Origin of the sequence: Streptomyces sp. NPDC020747 (assembly GCF_044334695.1) — a bacterium.
Lineage (GTDB): Bacteria > Actinomycetota > Actinomycetes > Streptomycetales > Streptomycetaceae > Streptomyces.
The window spans coordinates 38,234-62,525 of the sequence record NZ_JBIRTJ010000031.1 but is presented as its reverse complement, the minus strand read 5'-3'; the positions used below and the strand labels follow the sequence as shown (position 1 = coordinate 62,525).

The following is a 24,292-nucleotide window of genomic DNA, read 5'->3' as shown; positions in this document are numbered from 1 at the left end:
GTTTGGGGGGTGGGGGGGGTTGGGGGTGGTTTTTGGGGGGGGGGGGTTGGGGGGGGGGGGTTGGGGGGGGGGGGGGTGGGTGTGGGGGGGGGGGGGGGGGGGGGGGGGGGGGGGGGGGGGGGGGGGGCGCCCCCCCCCCCCCCCCCCCCACGGCTTCAGAACATCACCGGTGGCTGAACCACGCCATCGCCGGCAGTGCCCTGTCGTCGTAGCCGAACAGGGCCTGGTTCTCCCAGCCGTTCCCGGAGGAGGCGTCGGTCGGGTCCCAGCCGTTGCCGGTGACCGCGGTCCAGGTGGACTCCCAGTAGAAGATGCCGAGGCCGCGGCCGTTCGGGACGGCCTCCACGACGCTCGCCACGTCCTTCATCCACTGCGTCTGACCGGCGGTGGAGGCCGGGTAGCCGGACACCAGCTCGCTGCTGAGGTCGATGATGTTCTCGTGCGAGTCCTTGCTGTCGAGACGGAAGGGGTACGCCGTCTCGGCGAGGTACACCGGCTTGCCGTAGCGGGCCGCCGCGTCGTCCAGGGTCGTCTGGAAGTCGGCGAGCGTGCCGTGCCAGTAGCCGTAGTAGGACAGCCCGATGACGTCGAACTTCACGCCGTTGGAGACCGCGCTGTCGAACCACCAGCGGGTGCCCGCCAGGTCGCCGCCCTTGGCGAGGTGCAGTGCCACGGTCGTACCGGAGTTGACCGCCTTGACCGCGTCGTAGCCGGAGTTGAGCAGTCCGGCGAGCTGCGACCAGTTCGAGGTGGAACCCTCGTTCCAGAGCATGCCGCCGTTGATCTCGTTGCCGACCTGCACCATGTCGGCCGTGGTGCCCTGCGCCTTCAGCGCGTTCAGCACGTCGTACGTGTGGTTGTAGACGTCGGTCTTCAACTGGCTGTACGAATGTCCGGCCCAGGCGGCCGGCTTGGACTGGGCGCCCGGGTCGGCCCAGGTGTCCGAGTAGTGGAAGTCGACGAGGAGCTTCATGCCCTGCGCCTTGACTCGCTTGGCCGTCGCCAGGACATGGGTCTTGTTGTTGTAGCCGTCGGCGGGGTTCACCCACACCTTGAGGCGGGCGTAGTTCTGCCCGGCGGACTTGAGGATGGCGAGCGCGTCACCGGTCGTGCCGGAGCTGTTCTTGTATACGCCGCCCTTGGCCTCGCTCTTGGCGAGCGACGACACGTCGGAGCCCTTGATCGGCAGGCCCGCCGTGCCCGATGTGAACGTCAGGTCGTCGACGTTGATCCAGTTGCCCGCCTTCGCATCGGAGTTGACGCTGATCGTGCACTGGTTGTTCGTCACGGCTACGGGGGTGACGATCCGTATCCAGCCGCTGGACGAGACCGGGATGTCGGTGCGCTGTTCCGCGCCGCCGCAGTTCTTCAGCGCGAGGTAGGCGGAGTTCTGGCCGCCGCCCGAGCGCACCCAGGCGGTGAGCTTGTAGTTGCCGTTGGTGAGGCCCGAGAGGTACTGGTACGTCTCCACCTTGTAGGCGGAGGCCGAGTAATGCGTCAGGCGGAAGCTGCCGCCGTGACCGCCCGACTCCGTGAAGGAAGCCGCGGTCTGGCCGCCCGCGGAGTAGGTCGACCAGCCGGTCGGGGTGGTGGTGCCGGTGCCGTTCGACTCGAAGCCGGCGTTGGTGAGGGTGCTCGCGGCGTGGGCGCTCTGCGCGGGCAGGGCGGTGAGGGCGAGGCCTGCTGCCAGCGGCAGTAGCAGGGCCTTGAGTGTGCGTCTGGGATGGAACATCGTCGTCCGTCGTCCCTTCGACGTGATGATGTGGATGTGCCCCGGAGGGGGCTGAGGGGTGGTGGGGTTCTTCGCCCCCGCCGCCCCTTCCCGTTCCCGTTCCTGGGGGCTGCCGCCCCCAGACCCCCGCTGTCGGCCTGAACGGCCTCGTCCTCAAACGCCGGACGGGCTGAAGGTGTCGGCCCGGGCCGCGAAATTCTTAGCCCCTCCGGCGTTTGAGGAGCGGGGGTTCGGGGGCGGAGCCCCCGAGTAAGGGACGGGAATGGGAAGGGGCGGCGGGGGCGAAAACATTGAGGTGAGTCAGCCGTCGAGCCGTACAACCCGCACGGCCCCGGCGGGCACCGCGAGCCGCCCCGCCGCCCGCTCACCGGTGAGCAACTCAGTGCCATGCGCGTCGAGCGCGACCTTCGCATCGACCCCGGAGTGGTTGATCGCGAAGAGGAACGCCCCCGACTCCCCCACCCGCCGCACCACTTCGACATCCCGAGGCAGATCGGCACGGGGCGCGATCCGCGCGTCATCGGCGGCCCAGCCGACAAGCGCGTCGAGCCCGTGAGCGCCGAGCCGCGTGGACACGTACCAGGCGGACCCCTCACCGAGGCGGTGACGGGTGACGGCCGGATGCCCCTCGGTGAGCCCGTCGGCGTACGTCCACACGGTCTCGGCGCCGCGCGGCACGACGAACTCGGTCCAGACGTCACCGGCGAGTTCGGATCCGTCGGGTCCGGTGATGCGGACCTGGTCGCCGGCGAGCAGCGGGGAGAACTCCTCGACGGTCAGGCCGAGTACGTCCCGCAGCGGGCCGGGGTAGGGGCCGTCGTGCACGGCGTCGTGCTCGTCGACGATGCCGGAGAAGTACGAGACGACGAGGGTGCCGCCGTTCTCGACGTACTCCGTGAGGTTCTGTCCGGCGGCCTCGGTCATCAGGTAGAGGGCGGGCACGACGACAAGGGGATAGGCCGACAGGTCGGTTTCGGGGTGGGCGAAGTCGACGGTGAGGTGGCGGTCGTAGAGGGCTTCGTAGAAGGCGTCGGCGCGCTCGCGCGGGTCGTGGTCCTCGCTGGGGCGCCACTGGAGGTTCTGCGCCCACCAGGAGTGCCAGTCCCACAGTACGGCGACGTCCGCCTGGGTCCGCGTGCCCTTGACGTCGGCCAACGAGTCGACGGACGCGCCGAGTTCGACTACCTCGCGCCACACCCGCGAGTCCGTGCCCGCGTGTGGCAGCATCGCCGAGTGGAACTTCTCCGCGCCGCGCCGTGACTGCCGCCACTGGAAGAACATCGCGCCGTCGGAGCCGCGGGCCACATGGGCGAGGGAGTTGCGGGCCATCTGGCCGGGGGCCTTGGCGGGGTTGCGGGTCTGCCAGTTGACGCCCGACGTGGAGTGTTCGAGCAGCAGCCAGGGGGCGCCGCCGGCGACGGAGCGGGTGAGGTCGGCGGCCATCGCGAGGTTCACATGCGTACGGCGGCCGTCGGTGATCAGGTAGTGGTCGTTGGTGACGAGGTCGACCTCGCGGCCCCAGGCCCAGTAGTCGACGGAGTCGCACTGGCTGAGGGCGGTCATGAAGTTGGTGGTGACGGGGATGCCGGGCGCGAGGCGGTGCAGGATGTCGCGCTCGGCGACGAAGTTCTCGCGCATGGTGTCGTCGGCGAACCGCTTGTAGTCGAGTGCCTGGGCCGGGTTGCCGACCGTCGGGGTCACCCGGGGCGGGTTGATCTGGTCGAGGTCCGCGTACCGCTGGCCCCAGAAGGCCGTGCCCCAGGCCTCGTTGACCGCGTCGACCGTGCCGTACGTCCTGCCGAGCCAGCGGCGGAAGTGCGCGGCGCAGCTCTCGCAGTAGCAGGCCGAGACGGGGACGCCGTACTCGTTGTGGACGTGCCACATCGCGAGCGCGGGGTGCTCGGCGTACCGGGTGGCGAGCCGTGTGGTGATGTCCGCGGCGGCCGAGCGGTAGTGGGGGTTGCTGTGGCAGATGGCGCCGCGCGAGCCGAACTCGTAGCGGGTGCCGTCGGCGGCCACGGGCAGTGCTTCGGGGTGCTCGCGGTAGAACCAGGCGGGCGGCGCCACCGTCGGCGTACCGAGGTCGGCGCGTATCCCGTTCTCGTGCAGCAGGTCGAGGAGCCGGTCGAGCCAGCCGAAGTCGTGGTTCCCGGGCTCGGGCTCCAGCAGGGCCCAGGAGAAGATTCCGACGCTGACCATCGTGACGCCGGCCTCGCGCATCAGCCGGACGTCCTCGGGCCAGACGGTTTCCGGCCACTGCTCGGGGCTGTAGTCCCCACCGAAGGCGAGCCTGGTGAGGCCCTTGGGGGTGGTCTCCGGCATGGGTTGTCTCCCGGTCGATCGATCATTTGGGAACGTGCACACACAGCTTCAGTGGCGCGGGGCCAACATAACCGCACAGCAACAACCATTGACAAGTGTCCTGGATGTTTCTCTACTGTGAACGCTCACAGAAACAGCACGGGCAAGCCGGAGGGGCTGAAACTCCCCGGAGGCGAGCCGCACAAGAAAAAGGGGCAGGCCTCCGCAGCAGGCGGAGACCACGGTCAGGGAGATAGATCCATGCCACACACGAAGCTGCGTCGCCTCGTGACCATCTCGGTCGCCGTCACTCTCGGCGCCACCGCTCTTGCCTCCTGCGCCTCCTCGGGCAACGGCTCCGATGAGAACGATGGGGCCGACTCGGGGCCGGTCTCGCTGACGTACTGGTCCTGGACGCCGGGCATGGACAAGGTCGCCGACCTGTGGAACAACGGCCCGGGCAAGAAGGACCAGATCAAGGTCACGGTCAAGAAGCAGGCGTCCGGCGACACGCTGGTCACCAAGATCCTCACCGCGCACAAGGCCAAGAAGGCCCCGGACCTGGTCCAGGCCGAGTACCAGGCCCTGCCGACGCTGGTCAGCAATGACGCGCTCGCCGACATAGCCGGCGACGTCGACGGCGTGAAGGACAAGTTCGCCGACGGCGTCTGGCAGCAGACCACACTGGGCTCGGACGCGGTGTACGCGATCCCGCAGGACTCCGGGCCGATGATGTTCTACTACCGCCAGGACCTGTTCAAGAAGTACGGCCTCGAAGTCCCGCAGACCTGGGAGCAGTTCGCCGACACCGCCCGCGCGCTGAAGAAGAAGTCGCCGGGCACGGACCTGACCACCTTCTCCGCCAACGACTCCGGGCTCTTCGCCGGTCTCGCCCAGCAGGCGGGCGCCAAGTGGTGGACGACAGAGGGCCAGAAGTGGAAGGTCGGCATCGACGACGCCGCGACGAAGAAGGTCGCCGACTTCTGGGGCGGCCTCGTCAAGGAGGGCGCGATCGACAACCAGCCGATGTACACCCCGGCCTGGAACAAGGCGCTCAACACCGGCAAGCAGATCGCCTGGGTCAGCGCGGTCTGGGCGCCCGGCACCCTGACCACCGCCGCGCCCGACACCAAGGGCAAGTGGGCGATGGCTCCGCTGCCGCAGTGGTCGCAGGGCGAGGACGTCACGGGGAGCTGGGGCGGTTCGTCCACGGCCGTCACCACGGACTCGAAGCACAAGTCGGCCGCCGCGAAGTTCGCCGCCTGGCTGAACACGGACCCGAAGGCGCTGACCGCGCTCGCGAAGGAGGGCGGCATCTATCCGGCCGCCACGACCGCGCAGACCAGTGACGCGTTCGCCGAGCCGCCGGCCTTCTTCTCGAACCAGACGGACTTCTATACCCGCGCCGCCGACATCGCGAAGACCACCGCTCCCTCCGCGTGGGGCCCGAACGTGAACGTCGCGTACACCACGTTCAAGGACGCCTTCGGTTCCGCCGCCAAGAACAAGTCGGACTTCGGCGCGGCCCTGAAGACGATGCAGGGCGACACCGTCGCCGACCTCGAGAAGCAGGGCTTCGAGGTCGCGGAGTGACGAGCGCACGCCGGAGGTCGTACGGGGTCAAGGGGGCCCCGTATGCCTTCCTCCTTCCCGCAATAATCCTGTTCGCCCTCTTCTTCGCGCTGCCCATCGGCTACGCGGTCTGGCTCAGCCTGCACAAGGTGCAGGTCAAGGGTCTCGGCCTGGGTGCGGGCGCCCGCAGCGAGGTCTGGGCGGGCCTGGAGAACTACACCGACTCCCTCACCGACTCCCAACTGCTCGACGGAGCCGTGCGCGTGCTCGGTTACGGCGCCATCGTGGTGCCGGTGATGCTCGGACTCGCGCTGCTCTTCGCGCTGATGCTCGACACCGACCGGGTCCGCCTCGCGCCGGTCACCCGGCTCGCGATCTTCCTCCCGTACGCCATTCCGGGTGTCGTCGCGGCGATGCTGTGGGGCTTTCTGTACCTGCCGGACGTCAGCCCCTTCTACTTCGTCCTCGACAGGCTGGGCATGCCGCAGCCGGACCTGCTGGACGGCGGGCCGCTGTACTTCGCGCTGTCCAACATCGCGGTGTGGGGCGGCACCGGCTTCAACATGATCGTCATCTACACCGCGCTGCAGTCCATCCCGGCCGAGGTCTACGAGGCGGCGAAGCTGGACGGCGCCACCCCGCTGCAGATCGCGATCAGGATCAAGATCCCGATGGTGGCGCCCTCGCTGGTGCTGACCTTCTTCTTCTCGATCATCGCGACGCTCCAGGTGTTCAGCGAGCCGACCACGCTCAAGCCCCTGACCAACTCCGTGTCCACGACCTGGAGTCCGCTGATGAAGGTGTACCAGGACGCCTTCGGCAAGGGCGACATCTACTCGGCGGCGGCGACCGCGGTGATCATCGCCTTCGTCACGCTGGTCCTCTCCTTCGGCTTCCTGCGGGCCGCGAACTCCCGTAACAAGCAGGAGGCAGCACAGTGAGTTCTCTTGCCGTCCGCAAGGCGTCCCCGGCAGCCGGCACGACCCCCGGCACCGCCCAGGGGCCGCCGCTGCGCCGCCGGATCGCCTTCGTCCCGACGGTGACGCTGCTGATCGGCGCGATCTACTGTCTGCTGCCGGTGGCGTGGGTGGTGATCGCGTCGACCAAGTCGGGCAGCGAACTGTTCTCGACGTTCACGTTCCTGCCGGGCACGGGCTTCGCCGACAACGTCTCGGACCTCAACGCCTACCGCGACGGCCTGTACTGGAAGTGGATGGGCAACTCCGCCCTCTACGCGGGCCTGGGCGCCCTCCTGTCGACCGTCGTCTCCGCGTTCAGCGGCTACGCCCTGGCGATCTACCGCTTCCGCGGTCGCGAGACCATCTTCAACATCCTGATGGCGGGCGTGCTGATGCCGCCGGTGATCCTCGCGATCCCGCAGTATCTGCTCATGGCCAAGGCCGACCTCACGGATTCGTACGCGTCCGTCCTGCTGCCGCTCGTGCTGTCGCCGTACGGCGTGTATCTCGCGCGGATCTACGCCGCCGCGGCCGTGCCCGCCGACGTCGTCGAGGCGGGGCGGATGGACGGGGCGAGCGAGCTGGGGATCTTCACCCGGATCGCGCTGCCGATGATGGTGCCCGGACTGGTGACGGTGTTCCTCTTCCAGTTCGTGGCGGTGTGGAACAACTTCCTGCTGCCGTACATCATGCTCAGCGACGACGAGAAGTTCCCGATCACCCTCGGTCTGTTCACCCTGCTCGAACAGGGATCCAACACCCCGGCCCTCTACACACTGGTGATCACCGGCGCGCTGCTCGCGGTCATTCCGCTCATCGCTCTGTTCCTGGTCATCCAGCGGTTCTGGAGCCTCGATCTGCTGTCGGGAGCCGTAAAGTCGTGACCATGAGCCAATCGGGGGGCCGGCGCAAGCCGCCGACGATTCACGATGTCGCGCGCGAGGCGGGAGTCTCCCGAGGGACCGTCTCGCGTGTGCTCAACGGCGGGCACTACGTGAGTCCCACGGCCCAGGAGGCGGTCAACGCCGCCATCCGCAGGACGGGTTACGTCGTCAACCGGCACGCCCGCTCACTGATCACCGGACGCTCGGACTCGATCGGCTTCCTGCTCACCGAACCGCAGGAGAGGTTCTTCGAGGACCCCAACTTCAATGTCCTGCTGCGGGGTTGTACGCAGGCACTGGCGGCGCACGACATCCCGCTGCTGCTGATGCTCGCGGGCACCGAGGACGAGCGGCGCCGCATCACCCGGTACATCACGGCGGGTCATGTCGACGGGGTGCTGCTGGTCTCCAGCCACTCCGGGGACCCGGTCGCCGAGCAGCTGCGCGAGGCGGGGGTGCCGCTGGTGATGTGCGGCAAGCCGATCGGCGTCGGCTCCAAGGTGAGTTACGTGGCCGCGGACGACCGGGACGGCGCCCGGGACATGGTGCGCCATCTGGTGTCCCTCGGCCGTCACCGTATCGGCGTGGTGACCGGCCCCCTGGACACACCGGGTGGTGTCGAGCGGCTCGCGGGCTACCGGGAGGTGCTCAGCGAGTCGGGCATCGACTTCGACGAGCGGCTCGTCGTGTCCGGTGACTACAGCCGGGCCAGCGGCGAGGCGGGCGCGGAACGGCTCCTGGCCCAGTGCCCGGACGTGGACGCCGTGTTCGTCGCGTCCGACCTGATGGCTCAGGGCGTACTCACCTCACTGGAACGGGCCGGGCACCGCGTCCCGGAGGACGTCTCGGTGGGCGGCTTCGACGACTCCTCGGCCGCCCTGGCCGCCCGCCCCCAGCTGACGACCATCCGGCAGCCCTACGACCGGATCAGCGCCGAGATGGTGCGGGTGCTGCTCGCACAGATCGGCGGGGAGGATCCGGCGGCGGTGATCCTGCCGACGGAACTGGTGAAGCGTCAGTCGACCTGAAGCCGGGGCGCTTCACGCGGCTTTCAGGGGCGGGCCCAGCAGCAGGTGCACACCCTCCACCGACAGCGTCACGGCCTCGGGCGAACCGGGGTCGATGGTGAGCGCCAGGCCGCGCCCGGGCCAGTGGGCCGCAATCATGCCCAGGGGCACGAGGTGGTAGCACTGGACGTCGGGCAGGGCCTGCGCCATGCGCTCCTCGGACGTGAAGACAAGGACGGCACGGCCGGTCACCGGGAGTGTCAGTCGCCGCCCCTCCGTGTCGTCGGCCGGCACCAGCACCTCGGTGCGGGCCAGCCTCGTCCGGGCCCCGCCGTCCAGGCCGTTGTGTGCCAGGACGCCCAGAGCGCGCAGGATCACGTCGGACGCGTCCGACGTCTCTGACGCGTCTTCGGAGCTTGTCGTTTCGTGAAGTGAGCCGTTCATGAGGGGTTCCGCTCGTGAGTCGCGGGCTGGACCATCCCTTGCCCGTCCGCGTCGAGTGTTCTTCGCATACCCCCGGCCCGCACGTTCATGCGAGACCCGTATGGGTGTCCTGTACACTGAGTGACTGCGAAGGGGAGTAGTCCTGCGAACCGGTCGTCGACACACTGGAGCCCTCGGGTTCCCGGTGGCCGGGCCCGCGTGATCACACGGGTGGACGAGACCTTCGGCCAGGCATTGATGTGCCCGCAAATCCTTGCGACGCACCCGTCATGCCGGGCCGATCGGTTCTCCCGTCGCCCCGGTCGAGGGCGCTTCGCGAAGATCCGGGGGCCCGGTCCCTACAGAAAGCCACCCGGAATGCATCTCGACCCTCTGGCGATCCTCACCGCCTTCGGGCTGATCTTCCTCGCCGAGCTGCCGGACAAGACGATGTTCGCGTCGCTGGCCATGGGCACCCGTATGCGGCCGCTGTACGTGTGGTTCGGTACGTCCACCGCGTTCGTCGTGCACGTCGCGATCGCCGTCGGCGCCGGAAGCCTCATCGGCCTGCTGCCCGACTGGACGGTCAAGTCGGTCTCGGCCGCGCTCTTCGCCTTCGGCGCCTTCATGCTGCTGCGCAGCGGAGGCGACGACGACGAGGAGGACACCGGAGGCCGGACCGTCACCGGCTTCTGGCCTGTCTACACGACCGCCTTCATGGCCGTCTTCATCAGCGAGTGGGGCGATCTGACGCAGATCACGACCGCCAACCTCGCGGCCACCAACGGTGTCGCGTCCGTGGCCGTCGGTTCCGCGGCCGCCCTCATGTCGGTCTCCGCGCTCGCGCTGCTGGCCGGGCGGTTCATCGCCAAGCGCGTACCGCTGAAGACCGTGCAGCGGATCGGCGGGCTGTGCATGCTCGGGCTCGCCGTCTGGTCGGTCGTGGAGATCTTCACCGGCTGACGATCCGCGCTCCGGGGCGACCGGTCAGGATCGGAGAAGCGTTCTCCCGCCACTCGGCCATAGCGTGATTCCACCGGCGAGAAACCGGTCCCGACCGGTGACGACCGCCGGTGGAGTCACGACAGCGGAAATCACGACAGCGGAGGAGCCCGTCATGTCCGAAGGCCTCAGGACCATCACCTATCCCGTCAAGGACCTCGCCCGGGCCAAGGCCCTGTTCGGCACGCTCCTGGGAGTGGAGCCGTACGTGGACGAGGCGTACTACGTGGGCTTCCGGGCCCCCGGCGGGCCGGAGGTCGGGCTCGACCCCAACGGTCACGCGAAGGGCCTGACCGCCCCCGTCCCCTACTGGCACGTCGCCGACATCAAGGCGAGCCTGGCCGGTCTCGTCGACGCGGGCGCCGAGGTCGTCCAGGACATCCAGGACGTCGGGGGCGGCACACTGATCGCCTCCGTGAAGGACGCGGACGGCAACGACGTCGGTCTCATCCAGGAGGCGTCCTGAGCAAGGTGAGATGGGCGAGCAACTCCATGCAACTGCACTAGTTGCATGGTAAACAATGGTCGCTTTCTCTGTTACCGTGCGGATATGGCAGCAGAGAAGGTCGCTCCCCGGCTCGAGGACCAGTGGCGGGACATCCTGTCGGTCCACGCGCGCACCATGTGCGAGATCGACCGCGAGCTGCATCCGCACGGCCTGGGCGCCAGTGACTTCGAGGTGCTCGACATCCTCGCGTCGGGCACGACGACCGCGGGCCCGGACTCCGCCTCGCATACGGGCACGATCACGGACTCGGGCCCGGTCGAGCAGTGCCGGGTGCAGAACATCGCCGACCGGGTCCATCTGAGCCAGAGCGCCCTCTCCCGCCTCATCGGCCGCCTGGAGAAGGAGGGCCTGGTGGAGCGGAGCGTCTGCCAGGAGGACCGCCGCGGGGTCTGGGTGGCCCTCACCGGCAAGGGCCGCGACCTTTACACCGAGGTACGCCCGCTGCAGCGCGCCGTCCTGGCCCGCATGCTGACCAAGGGCTGAGGGCTGAGGCCTGAGCCACCCGCCAAGAGCCGAGCCCCCGGCGAGGGCGATGCTGCCGGCGAATTCGCTGCGCGGCGGTAAGTGTCTGCCCAGTCCCAGCGACACGCCGCATGCACGGCGTGTCGCTGGGACTCAGACCCCAGTTGCCTTCGCCTTGGCGGGATTCGTCAACAGCATCGAGGGCCGGCGGGGGCCGAGTCATCCCGCCGGGCGCAGCAGGTTCCGTACGGCCTCGAACGCCGCCGTGACCGTCGCCGGGTCGGCGCCCGGCCGGGCCAGCGCGCTCATCGGGATCGGTGTGACCGACGGCAGTCCGTCGTACGGGCTCAGCCCGTCCGGCGCGGGCCCGACCGCGGCGAGGAGCGCCACGCCCACGCCTGTCCGCGCCACGTCGAGGACCCCCGCGAGATAGCCGGCGTCGCCGACCACGGTGGCCGCGACGCCGTGCGCGGCGAGGGTTGCGATGGCCCGGCGGCGGATCGCGCACGGGTCCTCGATGGCGACCAGCGGGACCGGGTCGGGCGCGGGCGGCGGCGCCCAGCCGGGAGTGGCGTGCCAGGTCAGCGGGAGACCACCGACCGGCGTCCCCTCGGTGGCCGCCGCCTCCGTCACATACACCGCGACATCCACGCTGCCGCGTTCCACGGCCTCGACGAGCCGTGCCGAGCGGTCGATGCGAAAGCGCACCCGGCAGCCGGGCCGCACCTCCTGGACGGCCGCGGTCAGCCGGGGCAGGAACTGGTCGGCGGCATGCTCGGTGGACCCGATGGTGACGGTGTCGCCCTCGGTGTCGAGCAGTACCCGCACGGCCTCGTCGTGGACGGCGAGGATGCGGCGGGCCTGCTCCACGAGGAGCCGTCCCGCCGGGGTGAACCGGGTGCCCCGCCCCTCGCGTTCGACGACCGGACTCCCCAACGTCTTCTCCAGCCTGCGCACATGCTGGCTGACCGCGGACTGGCTCAGGGCGAGGGAGTGGGCCGCGCGGTGGAAACCGCCGCAGTCGGCTATCGCGGTCAGGCTGCGCAGGGCCACGATGTCCAGGACAGGTTGGGGCATACAGCGACCGTAGCCCGCTTCCCGCACCGATCGCGATCGCTGATCGATTTCGATGCGGAATCGTCGTTGGACGGAATCCGCCCTGGCCGGTCATGATGAACCCATGGTTCCCACGACCGCTTCCGCTGCCCTTCTGACGCAGCGCCGAGTCATTGACTTCGGCGTGGCGTGCAGCGCGCTCTGTCGTTGATCCCCCGCCGGTCACCGGCGTTCCCGCTCGGCCTCCACTGATCGTGTCCACGCTGTCCTGACACGTGTCGGCAGGCTGCCGCGCCTCCCCTCGCTCCTGCGGTCCTCCTTTCCCCCTGCCCTGAACAAGGGAGTAGCTTCCCCATGCCCTCCTCGCTGTCCACTTCCTGGGACGAACCCGAAGGCCTCGCCGCCCGCGGCACGCTGATCGTGCTGGCCGGCCGGGGTGAGCACGGTGGCGTGTACGAGCGGTTCGGCCGCCGTCTCGCCTTCGACGCCTATCGCGTACGTGCCCTCGGTGACCCGGTCGCCGACCCGTCCGTGCTCGACGAGGCGGCCAAGCTCCTCGCCGACGAGTCCCTGCCCGGCCCGAAGGTGCTGGTCGGCTCGGACACGGGCGCCCTGTACGCCGCTGGTCTCGCCGCCGAGCAGACCCCGGGGATCGACGCGCTGATCCTGACCGGTCTGCCCACCGCCCCCTGGGCGTCCGGGAGTTGGGAGGCCGAGGTCGAGGCACGCACCGCCTGCCCGACCCACCAGGCACGCCTCACGAACGACCCGGGCTTCCGGCGCGGGGCACTGGACATGGCCCCGGACCTGCCGGAGCCGCGCCTGGATCTCGTACGGGTTCCGGTGCTGGCCCTGCACGGGGCCGAGGACGCGGTGAGTCCGCTCGCCGACGCGCTCAGCGCCTACGAGGGACACGCCGGCGTACGGACCGTGACCTTCAAGGGCGGCCGGCACGACGTGCTCAACGACGCACTGCACCGCACCGCCGCCGCCACGGTCGTGCTCTTCCTGGAACGGCTGCGCCTCTCCCCCGAGCTGCCCGCGATCGCGGAGGGCCTCGCATGAGCGCCCGGGTGACGACGACGGTCTCGGAACTGCGCGAGCTGCTCGACTCCGGGCAGCCGCCCGTCCTGCTCGACGTGCGCTGGGCACTGGGCGACCCGCACGGCCGCGACCACTTCGAGGCCGCTCGCATTCCGGGGGCGGTGTACGTCGACCTGGACCGCGAACTGGCCGGCCCGCCGAGCCCGGAGAGCGGCCGTCATCCGCTGCCGGACCTCGCGGATCTGCGGGCGGCTGCGCGGAGTTGGGGCCTGAAGGAGGGGCAGCCGGTCGTCGTGTACGACGACCTGGGCAACACGGCCGCGGCCCGCGCCTGGTGGCTGCTGCGCTGGGCCGGGGTTCCGGAAGTGACCCTGCTGGACGGGGCGTTGGGCGCGTGGCGGGCGGCGGGCCTACCGCTGGAGTCGGGTCCGGGCGCGACAAGGCCGGACGCAGACGAACCTGGTCCGGATGATGCACCGGAGCCGGGCGACATCGTCCTCCGGCCGGCCGGACTGCCGGTGACGGACGCCGACGGGGCGGCCCAACTGGCCGCCACAGGACTGTTGTTGGACGCCCGCGCCGGAGAGCGCTATCGCGGCGAGCAGGAGCCGGTCGACCCTCGCGCGGGCCACATCCCGGGCGCGGTCTCCGCCCCGACCGGCGAGAACCTCGCGGCCGACGGGACGTTCCTGCCGCCCGAGGTGCTGCGCAGGCGGTTCGAGGACCGCGGTGCCGGTGACGCGGCCGGGATCGGCGTGTACTGCGGGTCCGGTGTCACCGCGGCCCACCAGATCGCCGCCCTCGCGATCGCCGGGTTCGACGCGACTCTCTTCCCCGGCTCCTGGTCGGCCTGGTCCGCCGATCCCGCCCGCCCCGCCGCGACCGGGCCCCTGCCGTCCTGATCCGCACCGAGCAGTCCCGAACCGCCTTCGGCCGTCCCGAGAGGAAGACCGCCATGCCGACGAAACAGATCGGGGTGACAATCCCGGTACTGGAGAAGCCCGAACCGCCCGCCGAGCCCTCACCCGCCCGCGTCACCATCCGCGGTACGGCGCATCTCCCCCGCCGCCGCCTGTCCGTCCCCCGTTCCGTACGCCGGGCCGCCGGACCGGTCGGACTCGTGCTCCTGTGGTTCCTGGGCTCCGCCACCGGTGTGCTCCCGGAGTCCGTGCTCGCCTCGCCCGTGGACGTCGTACGCCAGGGCGTCGAGCTGACGAAGAGCGGCGAGCTGCCCGACGCGATCGCCGCGTCCGGGCGCCGGGCGGCGACCGGTTTCCTCATCGGAGGGACGGTCGCGCTGTCGCTGTCCCTGCTCGCCGGGCTGTTCCGGCTCGGGGAGGACGTCATCGACTCCTCGATGGGCATGTTCCGGGCGATCCCGTGGGTCGGTCTGATCCCGCTCTTCATCGTCTGGTTCGGCATCGAGGAGACCCCGAAGATCGCGCTGGTGGCCCTCGGCGTGACGTACCCGCTGTACTTCAACATCTACGGCGGCATCCGCTCCACCGACGCCCAACTCGTCGAGGCCGCACGGATGATGGGGCTCGGCAGGCTCGGTCTCATCACGTACGTCATCCTGCCGAGCGCGCTGCCCGGTGCCCTCGTGGGCCTCCGGTACGCACTCTCCACCGCCTGGCTCGCCCTCGTCTTCGCCGAGCAGATCAACGCCGACGCCGGCCTCGGCTATCTGATGAGCAACGCCCAGCAGTACTTCCGTACGGACGTCATCGTGCTGTGCCTCGCCGTGTACGCGCTGCTCGGCCTGGCCTGCGACTTCGCCGTACGGGTCCTCTCGCGCCGCCTGTTGAGCTGGCGTGCCTCCTTCGAAGGCGAGGCGTGACCATGACCACGAACACCGTGAACACCGTGAAGTCCGAGACCGCGCCGACGACCGCTACGACAGTGGCGAACAGTGTCGAGATCCGGGGGCTGTCCCGCGCCTTCGACGGCAACACCGTGCTGCACGAGCTCGATCTCGACATCCGTGAGGGCGAGTTCGTGGCCCTGCTCGGCCACAGCGGCTGCGGCAAGTCGACCCTGCTGCGCATCCTGGCCGGGCTCGACGACGAGATCGGCGGCGAGGTGACCGTGCCCGCCCGGCGCAGCGCCGCGTTCCAGTCGCCGCGGCTGCTGCCCTGGCTGAAGGTGTGGCGCAATGTCGTCCTCGGACTGCCGGGGCGACCCGACCGGGCACGGGCCGACAAGGCACTGGACGAGGTCGGCATCGCCGAGCGGGCCACCGTCTGGCCCAAGACGCTCTCCGGCGGTCAGGCGCAGCGCGTCTCGCTGGCCCGTGCCCTCGTCCGCGAGCCCGAACTGCTGCTCCTGGACGAGCCGTTCGGGGCGCTGGACGCGCTGACCCGCGGCAAGGTGCAGCAGCTCGTCGCCGAGCTGTGGGAGCGGCACGGCTGCGCGATCCTCCTGGTCACGCACGACGTGGAGGAGGCGCTGCTGCTCGCCGACCGCGTCCTGGTGATGGACGAGGGGCGCATCGCCCACGAGGTCACCGTCGAACTGCCACGCCCCCGCGATCTGACCGCCCCCGAGTTCGTCAACCTCCGCGCCCGCCTGCTCGGCTGGCTCGGCGTCACCCACACCGGCACCTCCCACGTCCCCAACTCCCGTACCCCCGAAGGGAACCCCTCGTGAAGCGCACCATCTTCCGTACGCTCGCCGCCGCTCTCGGTCTGAGCGCCCTGCTGACGGTGACGGGATGCGGAGGGGACTCCGCCGCGGACACGGCCGGCGGCTCCTCGGACGTCACGCTCACCATCGGCGACCAGGCCAAGACCCTCCAGACGATCCTTGCCGGTTCCGGGGCCCTCAAGGGGGCCGACTACAAGGTGAAGTGGGCCGAGTTCGAGGGCGCGGCCCCGCTCTTCCAGGCCGTGCAGGCGGGCGCCGCCGACACCACGTACTCCGCGGACCTGCCCGCGCTCCAGGCACTCAGCGGCGGAGTGAAGTTCAAGAACGTCGCCGCGCTGAAGAACGACGGGCGTCACACCGGGATCGTCGTCCGGAAGAACTCGGACGTGAAGAGCGTCAAGGACCTCAAGGGCAAGAAGGTCGTGGTGTCCTCCGCGAAGGGCAGCATCGCCGAGTACCTGCTCGCCAACGTGCTTCAGCAGAACGGCCTCGAATACTCCGACGTGAAGGTGCAGTACCTGCTGCCGACCGACGCGCAGGCCGCCTTCTCCTCCGGGAAGGTCGAGGTCTGGGCGACCTTCGGGGTCTACCAGGCGGTCGGCCTCCAGCAGGGCGGCAGGCTGCTCGTCGACGGCGCCGACGGCCGGATCAGCGGCTACGGATTCATCGGGGCCTCCGAGAAGACCCTCGCGGACAAGGCGAAGAAGGCCGCCCTCGGCGACTTCCTGAAGCGGCTCGGTACGGCCCTGAAGTGGACCAGCACCCACCAGGACGCGTACGCCGACGCCATCGTCGAGCGCAACGGCGCCGACCCCAAGATCGCGAAGACCCTCGCCTCGGCCGCGTACAGCAAGGTGCTGCCCGTCACGCCCGAGGTGAACAAGACCGTCCAGGGCGTCGCCGACCTGATGCACGGCATCGGTGTCCTCGACCCGAACGTCGACGTGGCGAAGTCCGCAGACGCCTCCGTCCTCAAGTAGCGGCCCTCAAGCAACAGCTCTCAAGCGGCGACCGAAGCGCTCTCAAGTCGCTTTCCAAGCAAAGGAGTTCACCATGCCTGTCGAGTTCATCAGCGCAGTGCACACCGACTCGGGGGCGTCCGGTCCGGCCGCCGCGAGCCGTACGGGTCTCGATGTCGACCATCTGCGCAGGTACGCCCGGGCGTTGGACGACGGAGGCTTCGACCACACCCTGGTCGCCTACCACTCGGCCTCGCCGGACGCCTTCCAGATCGCCCAGTTCGTGGCCACGCACACCGAGCGGGTGCGTCCGATCCTGGCGCACCGGCCGGGCGTGATCTTCCCGACGCACGCGGCCCGCGCCCTCGCGACCCTCGACCGGATCAGCGACGGCCGGCTGACCGTGCACATCATCTCCGGCGGCAGTGACGAGGAACAGCACCGAGAGGGCGACTACCTCGACAAGAGGGAGCGGTACGAGCGGTCGGACGAGTACATCCAGATTCTGCGGAAGGTGTGGCAGGCCGACGGGCCCGTGTCGCACGAGGGCAGGTACTTCAGGTTCGAGGGCTACTACTCGGATGTGAAGCCGGTGAACGGCCTGGTGCCGATCTCGGTCGGCGGGTCCTCGCAGGACGCGTACCGGGTGGGCGGGCAGCAGGGTGACATCTTCGGGCTGTGGGGCGAGCCGCTGAAGGAGACGGCCGAGCAGATAGCCGCCGTGAACGCGGTCGCGGACGCCGCCGGGCGCCCCCGTCCCCGTATCTGGGTGTCGTTCCGCCCGATCATCGCGCCCACCGACGAGCTGGCCTGGGAGAAGGCGCACCGCACCCTGGGTGTGCTGAAGGACCAGGCGCAGAACACCGAGTTGCTGCGCCACTACAGGACGAGCGGCCGTCCGGCCAACGTCGGTTCGCAGCGGCTGCTCGACATCGCCGAGCGGGGCGAGGTGCACGACCGCTGCCTGTGGACGGCCCCGGCGGTCGCCACCAACGCGGCCGGCGCCTCGACCGCGCTGGTCGGCTCCCCGGAGACGGTCGCGAAGGCGCTGCTCGACTACGTGGACATCGGCTGCGACCTGCTGTCGATCCGCGGCTACGACCCGCTCAACGACGCGATCGACTACGCCCGTTACGTCCTGCCACTGGTCCGCCAGGAACTCGCCCACCGCGCTTCGGCGGACCGGGCCGCCTGAACCCGTTCCGCGTCCCCTGCCCATCCGATTCCTGCCATGGAGACTCCGTGTCCCGTCGCACCCTGCTCATGTCCACCGCCGCGCTCGGCACCGGAACGAAGGCACTCGACCTGTGACCGCTCCCGCGACGACCGCTCTTGAGTCCACGAAGGCCGCCGAGCTGCTCGGGCTGCTGGCCCGGGACCTGGCACCCGACCGGCTGGCCACCGATCCGCGTACGGTGGCCGCGCACGCCACCGACCGTTCCGGTGCCCGGGCCGACGGCAGTCCCCTGGCGGTCGTGCACGTCCGGCGCACCGAGGACGTGACGGTCACCCTCCGGCACGCGCATGCGCTGGGTGTGCCGGTCGTGCCGCGTGGCGCGGGCACCGGTCTGTCGGGCGGCGCGACCGCGGGCGAGGGCGTGCTGGTCCTCGACCTGTCCGGGATGAACCGCGTCCTCGAACTGTCGGCGGACGACCAGCTCGCGGTCGTCGAACCGGGCGTGATCACGGCCGAGTTGGACCGCGCGGCCGGGGCCCACGGCCTGCGGTACGCGCCCGACCCGGCGAGCGCCGCCCTGTCCACGATCGGCGGGAACATCGCGACCAACGCGGGCGGTCTGCGCTGCGCCAAGTACGGCGTGACGCGGGACAGCGTGCTCGGTCTGGAGGCGGTGCTCGCGGACGGCACGGTGATCAGGACCGGCCGCCGTACGGTGAAGGGCGTCACCGGCTACGACCTGACCGCTCTGCTCACCGGCTCCGAGGGCACCCTCGCGGTGATCACCTCGGCGACGCTGAGGCTGCGGCCCGTCCCCCTGGCGACGGCCACGCTCGCCGCGTACTTCCCGTCCTTCGAGGCCGCGGCCGAGGCGTCGTACGCGATCGGCCGGGCCGGGGTCGAACCGGCGCTCGCGGAGCTGGTCGACGGGCCCGTGCTGCACGCCATCGACCCCGAACTGCGCGAGCGGGGCGCGGCGTTGCTGGTCGTCCAGTGCGACGGCGCGGGTGCGGCGGTGGAGGCCGAGGTGGTCGCGCGGCTGCTCGCGCCCCTGGCGACGACGGTCGAGGTGACCGACGATCCCGCCGAGGCCGAGTCGCTGCTGGCCGCGCGCCGTCTCGCCCTGCCCGCCCTCGAACGGCTGGGCCGGCCGCTGATCGAGGACATCGCGGTACCGCGGTCGCGGCTCGCGGAGGCGGCCCGTGAGATCCGCGCCATTTCCGTACGCCATGATGTGCCGGTCTTCACCATCGCGCACGCTGCCGACGGGAACCTGCATCCGATCATCGTCGTGGACCCGGCTCTGGACCGGCTCCCGGACGCCGCGTGGGAGGCGGCGGGCGAGATCTTCGCGCTCGCGCTGAGGCTGGGCGGCACCCTCACGGGCGAGCACGGCGTGGGTGTGCTGAAGCGGCAGTGGGTCGCGGACGAGCTGGGGCCGGCGGCGCACGCGTTGCAGCGGCGGCTCAAGGAGGCGTTCGATCCCCGGGGGATCCTCAACCCCGGCAAGAGCCTCTGACCACCGGCGGTCGGCTCACGGGTTGTCTGTGGCTGGTCACGCGGTTCCACTCACCCGCACCCGCACCCGGACACGGATCAGGGGCGCGGGAGCCGAAGGCGTCCCGCGCCCCGAGACGCGCCCTGCCGGGCTCAGGCGCTCAGGCCTGAGGCCGTGCCAACAGCGCGCGCACGCCCTGTGAGCTGAGCGTCAGCCCGTGCGGCGCACTGGCGTCGATGCTCAGCGAGACCTCGCTGGTGGGCCACTGCGCGGCGAGCGCGCCCAGCGGCACGAGGCGGTAGCGCGACACGGACGGCAGCAGCTCCGCCATCCGCACCTCCGAGGTGAACACCGGAACCAGCGGGTCCCCGCCAGGCTGCTCGATGACGGGCAGGGCGACGACGGAGGGATCACCGGCCGCCTCGTCGTCGGCGTCGTCCGGCACCGGGACCAGCACGTCACTGCCGGCCAGGGTGTCCAGGGCATCGCCGTCCTCGGCGTTCTCGGCCAGCGCGGTAAGCGCTCGCTCGGCCTCCGCCGTAACGTTGTCGTTCGAGGAAATCTCCATGGCACATCCCGACGTAGTAACGAAAACAGGCCGCCCGGGCCGGGTACCGACCCGGGCGCGGCTGGTCGCGTACCCGTCGCGGGATGTGCCATGCGTGTCTCACCCGGACGTCACCGAACGCTCACGGAATCAGCGGGATGTCGTGCGACGGCAGCCCGAGCCGGTCGCAGCCGACGTGCCGCGCGAACGGCTCGGCCATGCTGGGCCCGATGTGTGTCCAGTACGTGGAGGCGTCCCGGAAGGTGAAGGGCGCCTCCCCGGTGACATTGCGACGGCAGGTCTCCATGTGGTCCTCGGCGGTGTGCCGGACTGCCGCAGGAGCGGTGTGGATCGCGCCGAGTGCCTCGCCCAGGTGCCGCTGGTAGTCGTGGAGTTCGGCCCGTGTGCGGTCGGGTCGCCCGGTTTCTCCGGGGCGCGCGGGGTCTGGCCGACGTAGTGCGTGGAGTACGGCGAACCGGAGGCGTACGGTCACGTTCCGTCGAGGACGACATGTCCGTCGCCGTCCGGCCGGGCCACGCCGACCGGCATGACGGTGGACGCGGCGCGGAAATCGCCGTAGTCACCGAAGATCTCGTCCTGTGCCCGTTCCTCGAACTGCGCCGCGACCTGGAGCACCTGGGCGGCGGTCAGGGAGAGCGCCCGGCCCGTGGAGGGGCAGCCGCGGGCGATCTCGGTTACCACGCGGCAGAACGTCGGCAGGCCGAACTCGTGGCCGCCGTAGCGGCGCGGGCCGCAGGGCGACGGCTCGGTCGATCAGTTCGCGTTCGGTCAGGTCGGGGTCGGGAGCGGCGATCACGGTGCCTCCTGACGTGTGGGGCCGTCCGTACGTGACGCGGTACACGCGATTGAACACGGCACGGGCGCCTGCTGTACCCACCGGACAGCGCCGAGTGGTTCCGTACGGGGGTGATCCGGCGGCGCGTGAAGAGCTGTCTCGGCAGCCGGATCCCAGGGTGAAAACGGACCAGTAGTGGTGACCGTCGCCCACGCGTCGGACCGGGCGCGCGCCTAGCGTGGAGCCATGCCGATGCAACCCTGGTTTCCCGATGCCAAGCTGGGCATCTTCATCCACTACGGCGTCTACGCCGTGGGCGGCGCCGCCGAGTCCTGGTCGTTCTACACGGGCGAGATGACGCACGAGCAGTACATGAAACAGCTCGACGGCTTCACCGCGTCGCACTACGACCCGGACGCCTGGGCGGAGTTGTTCGCCCGGGTGGGCGCGCGGTACGCGGTGCTCACCGCCCGGCACCACGACGGTGTCGCCCTGTGGGACACCGACCACCGCAACCTGGACGTGCTGCGGGACACCCCGGCCGGCCGTGACCTGGTCACCGGGTTCGTCGACGCGCTGCGCGCCCGGGATCTCAAGGTCGGCCTCTACTACTCGCACTCCGACTGGAACCACCCGGACTACGCGAGTCAGCAACACACCGGGCCGGTCATCGTGCCGCCCAACGAGTACTCGCACGCCGAGCCCGGCAAGGAGGACCCGGCGGCCTGGGCGCGCTATCTCGCGTACCGCGACGGCCAGGTCGGCGAGCTCGTCGAGCGCTTCCGGCCCGACGTCCTCTGGTTCGACGGGGAGTGGGAGCGCACCGAGGAGCAGTGGCGGATGGGCGAACTCGCCGACCTGATCCTCTCCGGCAACCCGGACACCATCCTCAACGGCCGCATGCTCAGTTACGGCGACTACGCCACGCCCGAGCAGGGCACTCCGCTGCGGGCCCCGGACGGCCCGTGGGAGCTGTGTCTCACGATCAACGACTCGTGGAGCTTCCGGCCGCAGGACCGCGACTTCAAGTCGGTGCGCCAGCTGGTGCGGTACTTCACCGAGACGATCGGCATGGGCGGCAACCTGCTGCTGGGCGCCGGGCCCCGCGAGGACGGGACGATCCCCGAGGAGCAGATCGAGCGCCTGGAGGGCCTCGGCGCGTGGATCGCGCGGCACTCCGACGCCGTGTACGGCACGGTCGCCGGACTGCCCGCCGGCCATCACTACGGTCCCAGCACCCTGTCCGCCGACCGGCGCACCCTCTATCTGGTGTGCTTCGACGCTCCCCGCGACTCCGTCTCGATCCGCGGTCTGCGCAACCCGGTCCGACGGGCCACGGTCCTCGGTACGGGCGCGGAACTGGGCCATCACGTCACCGGCGGCCTCGACACCGTTCCCGGCGTGACGTGGATCGACGCGCCCGCGGCCGCCGACCTGGACGAACAGGCGACGGTGATCGCCGTCGAGCTCGACAGGGAGCTGGACCTCTACACGGGGGCGGGGCGCCTCTGACGACGGCCTTTCGCCTCGCCCGGCGGGGCCTGCGGTGCTCCGGCGCTCACGCGACCCGGGCCAGCACCTCGGCCACGGTCATGACCCGGATCAGCGGCCGGTACAGGTCCATGATCTGCAGGGCCTTGGCGTGCGAGGCGTCGTCCGCCCCGGCGCAGGCGTCGGCCGCCACCCACACGTCCACTCCGGCGTCGGCGGCGGCCAGCGCGGTGGAGAGCACACAGCAGTCCGTACTGACACCGGCGAGCACCAGACGGCCCTCGGGACCGACACGCTCGGCCAGTTCGGGAGTCCATTTGCCGAAGGTCGGGGCGTCCACCAAGTGCCGGGCGTGGGGCGCGAGTTCGTCCACCAGGTCCCAGAGTCGGTCGTGCGGCGGCCGCAGCGCGAAGGGCCACTGCTCGTAGTACGCCCGCCAGGCGCCGGCGGGCTTCTCGGGTGCCAGGAACCGGGTGAAGGTGACATGTTCCGCGAAGGCCGGCAGCAGGCGGCGTACCCCCGCCGCGGCCTCGGTGAAGCGGGGCGCGGCCCAGGGGCTGTCCGGCTCGGCGAAGACGCGCTGCATGTCGATGACGGCCAGCAGGCCTTGGGGTCCCGGTCGGCTCATGCGCCCGGCACTTCCACGTCCAGTGGCCGGCTCGGGGGCGCCGCCTCCTGCGTACGGACCCTGCCGCGGCCGAGTGCGAGGGTGCCGAGGAAGCCGAGGGCGAGCGCGGCGAGTACACCGAGGTTGGCGTAGGCCCAGGAGCCGTCCTTGCCGCCGAGGCCCAGCGGGCCGAGCAGATAGCCCTGCCACTCCAGCCAGTCGGCGGCCGTGTTGGTGACGAGGCCCCAGCCGATCGCGGTGGCGGACACGGTAAGCAACAGTGGGAGCGGTTCGACGTCGCCGTAACGGCCGCGGGTGTGGAACAGGTCCGCCTCGTCGTAGTCGCGGCGCCGCAGCGCGAGGTCGGCGAGCATCACACCGCACCAGGCGGCGACGGGCACCCCGAGTGTGGTGAGGAAGCCGATGAACTGGCCCAGGAAGTCGTCCGTGAGGAACACGATGTAGATCGAGCCCGCGATCATCAGGACGCCGTCCAGCAGGGCCGCCAAATAGCGCGGCACCCGCAGGCCGGCCGCGAGCAGGGCGAGGCCGGAGGAGTAGATGTCGAGGACCGCGCCGCCCACCAGACCGAGTACGGCCACGGCGGCGAAGGGGATCAGGAACCAGGTGGGCAGGATCGTGGTCAGCGCGCCGATCGGGTCGGCCGCGATGGCCGTGTTGAGCGTGGTGGACGAGCCGGCGAGCAGCAGGCCGAAGACCAGCAGGAGCAGGGGTGCCACCGAGGCGCCGAAGGTGGTCCAGCCGACAACGCCCCGGCCGGAGGAGTCGCGCGGCAGATAGCGCGAGTAGTCCGCGGCGGCGTTGACCCAGCCGAGGCCGAAGCCGGTCATCATGAAGACCAGCGCGCCGATGAACTCCTGGGCGGAGCCGGACGGTACGGCACTGACGGCCGACCAGTGGATGTGGTCGGCGACGAGCCCGATGTAGACGACGGTCAGGACGCCGGTGACGACCGTGATCACCGTCTGCAGCCGCATGATCAGGTCGAAGCCCATCACTCCGCCGACCACGACGAGCGCCCCGACGACGATCAGGGCGACCACCTTGGTCCCGGTGCCGCCACCCCAGCCGAGCCGGTCGAGGACGGTCGCGGTGGCCATCGTCGCCAGGGCCGTGAGCACGGTCTCCCAGCCGACGGTGAGCATCCAGGAGACGACCGAGGGCAGCCGGTTGCCGCGCACGCCGTAGGCCGCCCGGCTGAGCACCATCGTCGGCGCGGACCCGCGCTTGCCCGCCACGGCGACGAACCCGCAGAGCAGGAAGGAGAAGACGATCCCGATCACTCCGGCGGCCAGCGCCTGCCAGAACGAGATCCCGAAGCCGAGCGCGAAGGAACCGTAGCTAAGTCCGAGAATGGACACATTTGCCCCGAACCAGGGCCAGAACAGCGTGCGGGGCGTGCCCTTGCGCTCGGCATCACCGATCACGTCGAGGCCGTGCGTCTCCACCTGGAGCTGCCGGCTGCCTGGAGAGTCCGTCATCGTCGACCTGCCTGTCTGGGGTCCGGGAGCGGGACCGGCGAGCCCCGCACCCCAAAGGGGCGCGGGGCTGTGTCGATATGCGGCTCCGCCGCGTGGGCGCGACCAGCCACAACGGGCCC

General features: G+C 70.5%; 24 protein-coding genes. 15 read left to right on the top strand and 9 right to left on the bottom strand.

Features of this window, described 5'->3' with window-relative positions; all coding sequences use genetic code 11:
• Positions 1–163: 163 nt before the first annotated feature.
• Together ACH4YP_RS46515 and ACH4YP_RS46510 are read right to left on the bottom strand one after the other, a co-directional pair.
• Positions 164–1,732 carry an arabinogalactan endo-beta-1,4-galactanase gene (locus ACH4YP_RS46515; protein WP_398497504.1) on the bottom strand — a complete coding sequence of 523 codons (1,569 nt, stop codon included), beginning with the start codon at positions 1,730–1,732 and terminating at the stop codon, positions 164–166.
• A gap of 300 nt (positions 1,733–2,032) precedes the next feature.
• Complete coding sequence (locus ACH4YP_RS46510; protein WP_398497502.1) at positions 2,033–4,054, bottom strand: beta-galactosidase; 2,022 nt, start codon at positions 4,052–4,054, stop codon at positions 2,033–2,035.
• Between the two features lie 240 nt (positions 4,055–4,294).
• Here ACH4YP_RS46510 and ACH4YP_RS46505 point away from each other — a divergent pair, with 240 nt between their 5' ends.
• Genes ACH4YP_RS46505 through ACH4YP_RS46490 form a run of 4 tightly spaced genes read left to right on the top strand, consistent with a single transcriptional unit; the run spans position 4,295 to position 8,476 of the window.
• Positions 4,295–5,626 (top strand): ABC transporter substrate-binding protein, encoded by a 1,332-nt coding sequence (locus ACH4YP_RS46505; protein ID WP_398497500.1) that lies wholly within the window; start codon positions 4,295–4,297, stop codon positions 5,624–5,626.
• Positions 5,623–6,546 carry a carbohydrate ABC transporter permease gene (locus tag ACH4YP_RS46500; protein ID WP_398497498.1) on the top strand — a complete coding sequence of 308 codons (924 nt, stop codon included), beginning with the start codon at positions 5,623–5,625 and terminating at the stop codon, positions 6,544–6,546. Before ACH4YP_RS46505 ends, ACH4YP_RS46500 begins: the two co-directional genes overlap by 4 nt.
• Positions 6,543–7,448, top strand: a complete 906-nt coding sequence (locus ACH4YP_RS46495) for a carbohydrate ABC transporter permease (RefSeq protein ID WP_398497496.1) — start codon at positions 6,543–6,545, stop codon at positions 7,446–7,448. Before ACH4YP_RS46500 ends, ACH4YP_RS46495 begins: the two co-directional genes overlap by 4 nt.
• A complete protein-coding gene (locus ACH4YP_RS46490; RefSeq protein ID WP_398497495.1) occupies positions 7,445–8,476 on the top strand; it encodes a LacI family DNA-binding transcriptional regulator in 1,032 nt (343 codons plus the stop codon). The genes ACH4YP_RS46495 and ACH4YP_RS46490 overlap by 4 nt, the downstream gene beginning before the upstream one ends.
• Positions 8,477–8,488: 12 nt before the next feature.
• Here the strand turns inward: ACH4YP_RS46490 and ACH4YP_RS46485 are convergent, their stop codons facing one another.
• Entirely contained in the window at positions 8,489–8,899 is a 411-nt protein-coding gene (locus tag ACH4YP_RS46485; protein ID WP_361072031.1) for an SseB family protein, read from the bottom strand.
• A 357-nt stretch (positions 8,900–9,256) separates the two neighbouring features.
• Between ACH4YP_RS46485 and ACH4YP_RS46480 the strand changes: the two genes are divergently transcribed.
• From ACH4YP_RS46480 to ACH4YP_RS46470, 3 genes are all read left to right on the top strand, one after another.
• A complete protein-coding gene (locus ACH4YP_RS46480; protein ID WP_398497493.1) occupies positions 9,257–9,841 on the top strand; it encodes a TMEM165/GDT1 family protein in 585 nt (194 codons plus the stop codon).
• Between the two features lie 154 nt (positions 9,842–9,995).
• A complete protein-coding gene (locus tag ACH4YP_RS46475; protein ID WP_361072025.1) occupies positions 9,996–10,346 on the top strand; it encodes a VOC family protein in 351 nt (116 codons plus the stop codon).
• Positions 10,347–10,430: 84 nt separating this feature from the next.
• Entirely contained in the window at positions 10,431–10,871 is a 441-nt protein-coding gene (locus ACH4YP_RS46470; protein WP_398497491.1) for a MarR family winged helix-turn-helix transcriptional regulator, read from the top strand.
• A gap of 198 nt (positions 10,872–11,069) precedes the next feature.
• On the opposite strand, the gene ACH4YP_RS46465 is transcribed toward ACH4YP_RS46470, so the two are convergent.
• Positions 11,070–11,927 carry a LysR family transcriptional regulator gene (locus ACH4YP_RS46465; protein WP_361060206.1) on the bottom strand — a complete coding sequence of 286 codons (858 nt, stop codon included), beginning with the start codon at positions 11,925–11,927 and terminating at the stop codon, positions 11,070–11,072.
• Positions 11,928–12,260: 333 nt separating this feature from the next.
• Here ACH4YP_RS46465 and ACH4YP_RS46460 point away from each other — a divergent pair, with 333 nt between their 5' ends.
• The 7 genes from ACH4YP_RS46460 to ACH4YP_RS46430 all read left to right on the top strand — a co-directional run bounded on the left by ACH4YP_RS46460 (position 12,261) and on the right by ACH4YP_RS46430 (position 19,251).
• Positions 12,261–12,971 (top strand): lysophospholipase, encoded by a 711-nt coding sequence (locus tag ACH4YP_RS46460; RefSeq protein ID WP_398497489.1) that lies wholly within the window; start codon positions 12,261–12,263, stop codon positions 12,969–12,971.
• Positions 12,968–13,852 carry a sulfurtransferase gene (locus ACH4YP_RS46455; protein WP_398497488.1) on the top strand — a complete coding sequence of 295 codons (885 nt, stop codon included), beginning with the start codon at positions 12,968–12,970 and terminating at the stop codon, positions 13,850–13,852. Before ACH4YP_RS46460 ends, ACH4YP_RS46455 begins: the two co-directional genes overlap by 4 nt.
• Positions 13,853–13,905: 53 nt before the next feature.
• Complete coding sequence (locus ACH4YP_RS46450) at positions 13,906–14,790, top strand: ABC transporter permease (protein WP_398497486.1); 885 nt, start codon at positions 13,906–13,908, stop codon at positions 14,788–14,790.
• 2 nt (positions 14,791–14,792) lie between these two features.
• Complete coding sequence (locus ACH4YP_RS46445) at positions 14,793–15,599, top strand: ABC transporter ATP-binding protein (protein WP_398497484.1); 807 nt, start codon at positions 14,793–14,795, stop codon at positions 15,597–15,599.
• A complete protein-coding gene (locus ACH4YP_RS46440) occupies positions 15,596–16,576 on the top strand; it encodes an ABC transporter substrate-binding protein (protein WP_361060212.1) in 981 nt (326 codons plus the stop codon). The genes ACH4YP_RS46445 and ACH4YP_RS46440 overlap by 4 nt, the downstream gene beginning before the upstream one ends.
• 73 nt (positions 16,577–16,649) lie before the next feature.
• Complete coding sequence (locus ACH4YP_RS46435; RefSeq protein WP_361060213.1) at positions 16,650–17,750, top strand: LLM class flavin-dependent oxidoreductase; 1,101 nt, start codon at positions 16,650–16,652, stop codon at positions 17,748–17,750.
• A gap of 112 nt (positions 17,751–17,862) precedes the next feature.
• On the top strand, positions 17,863–19,251 hold the full coding sequence (locus ACH4YP_RS46430; RefSeq protein WP_398497482.1) for an FAD-binding oxidoreductase: 1,389 nt from the start codon (positions 17,863–17,865) through the stop codon (positions 19,249–19,251).
• 139 nt (positions 19,252–19,390) lie between these two features.
• Here ACH4YP_RS46430 and ACH4YP_RS46425 read toward each other — a convergent pair whose 3' ends face one another.
• The 3 genes from ACH4YP_RS46425 to ACH4YP_RS46415 form a co-directional block, all read right to left on the bottom strand.
• Entirely contained in the window at positions 19,391–19,798 is a 408-nt protein-coding gene (locus tag ACH4YP_RS46425; protein WP_361060217.1) for an SseB family protein, read from the bottom strand.
• Positions 19,799–19,919: 121 nt separating this feature from the next.
• Complete coding sequence (locus ACH4YP_RS46420; RefSeq protein WP_398497480.1) at positions 19,920–20,270, bottom strand: hypothetical protein; 351 nt, start codon at positions 20,268–20,270, stop codon at positions 19,920–19,922.
• Positions 20,267–20,479 carry a hypothetical protein gene (locus ACH4YP_RS46415; RefSeq protein WP_398497478.1) on the bottom strand — a complete coding sequence of 71 codons (213 nt, stop codon included), beginning with the start codon at positions 20,477–20,479 and terminating at the stop codon, positions 20,267–20,269. Before ACH4YP_RS46415 ends, ACH4YP_RS46420 begins: the two co-directional genes overlap by 4 nt.
• A gap of 340 nt (positions 20,480–20,819) precedes the next feature.
• Between ACH4YP_RS46415 and ACH4YP_RS46410 the strand changes: the two genes are divergently transcribed.
• Positions 20,820–22,085 (top strand): alpha-L-fucosidase, encoded by a 1,266-nt coding sequence (locus ACH4YP_RS46410; RefSeq protein WP_398497476.1) that lies wholly within the window; start codon positions 20,820–20,822, stop codon positions 22,083–22,085.
• A gap of 46 nt (positions 22,086–22,131) precedes the next feature.
• On the opposite strand, the gene ACH4YP_RS46405 is transcribed toward ACH4YP_RS46410, so the two are convergent.
• Complete coding sequence (locus ACH4YP_RS46405; protein ID WP_361060225.1) at positions 22,132–22,692, bottom strand: isochorismatase family protein; 561 nt, start codon at positions 22,690–22,692, stop codon at positions 22,132–22,134.
• Positions 22,689–24,173: a purine-cytosine permease family protein gene (locus ACH4YP_RS46400; RefSeq protein ID WP_398497474.1), complete on the bottom strand. Its 1,485-nt coding sequence runs from the start codon at positions 24,171–24,173 to the stop codon at positions 22,689–22,691. The genes ACH4YP_RS46405 and ACH4YP_RS46400 overlap by 4 nt, the downstream gene beginning before the upstream one ends.
• Between the last annotated feature and the right edge of the window lie 119 nt (positions 24,174–24,292).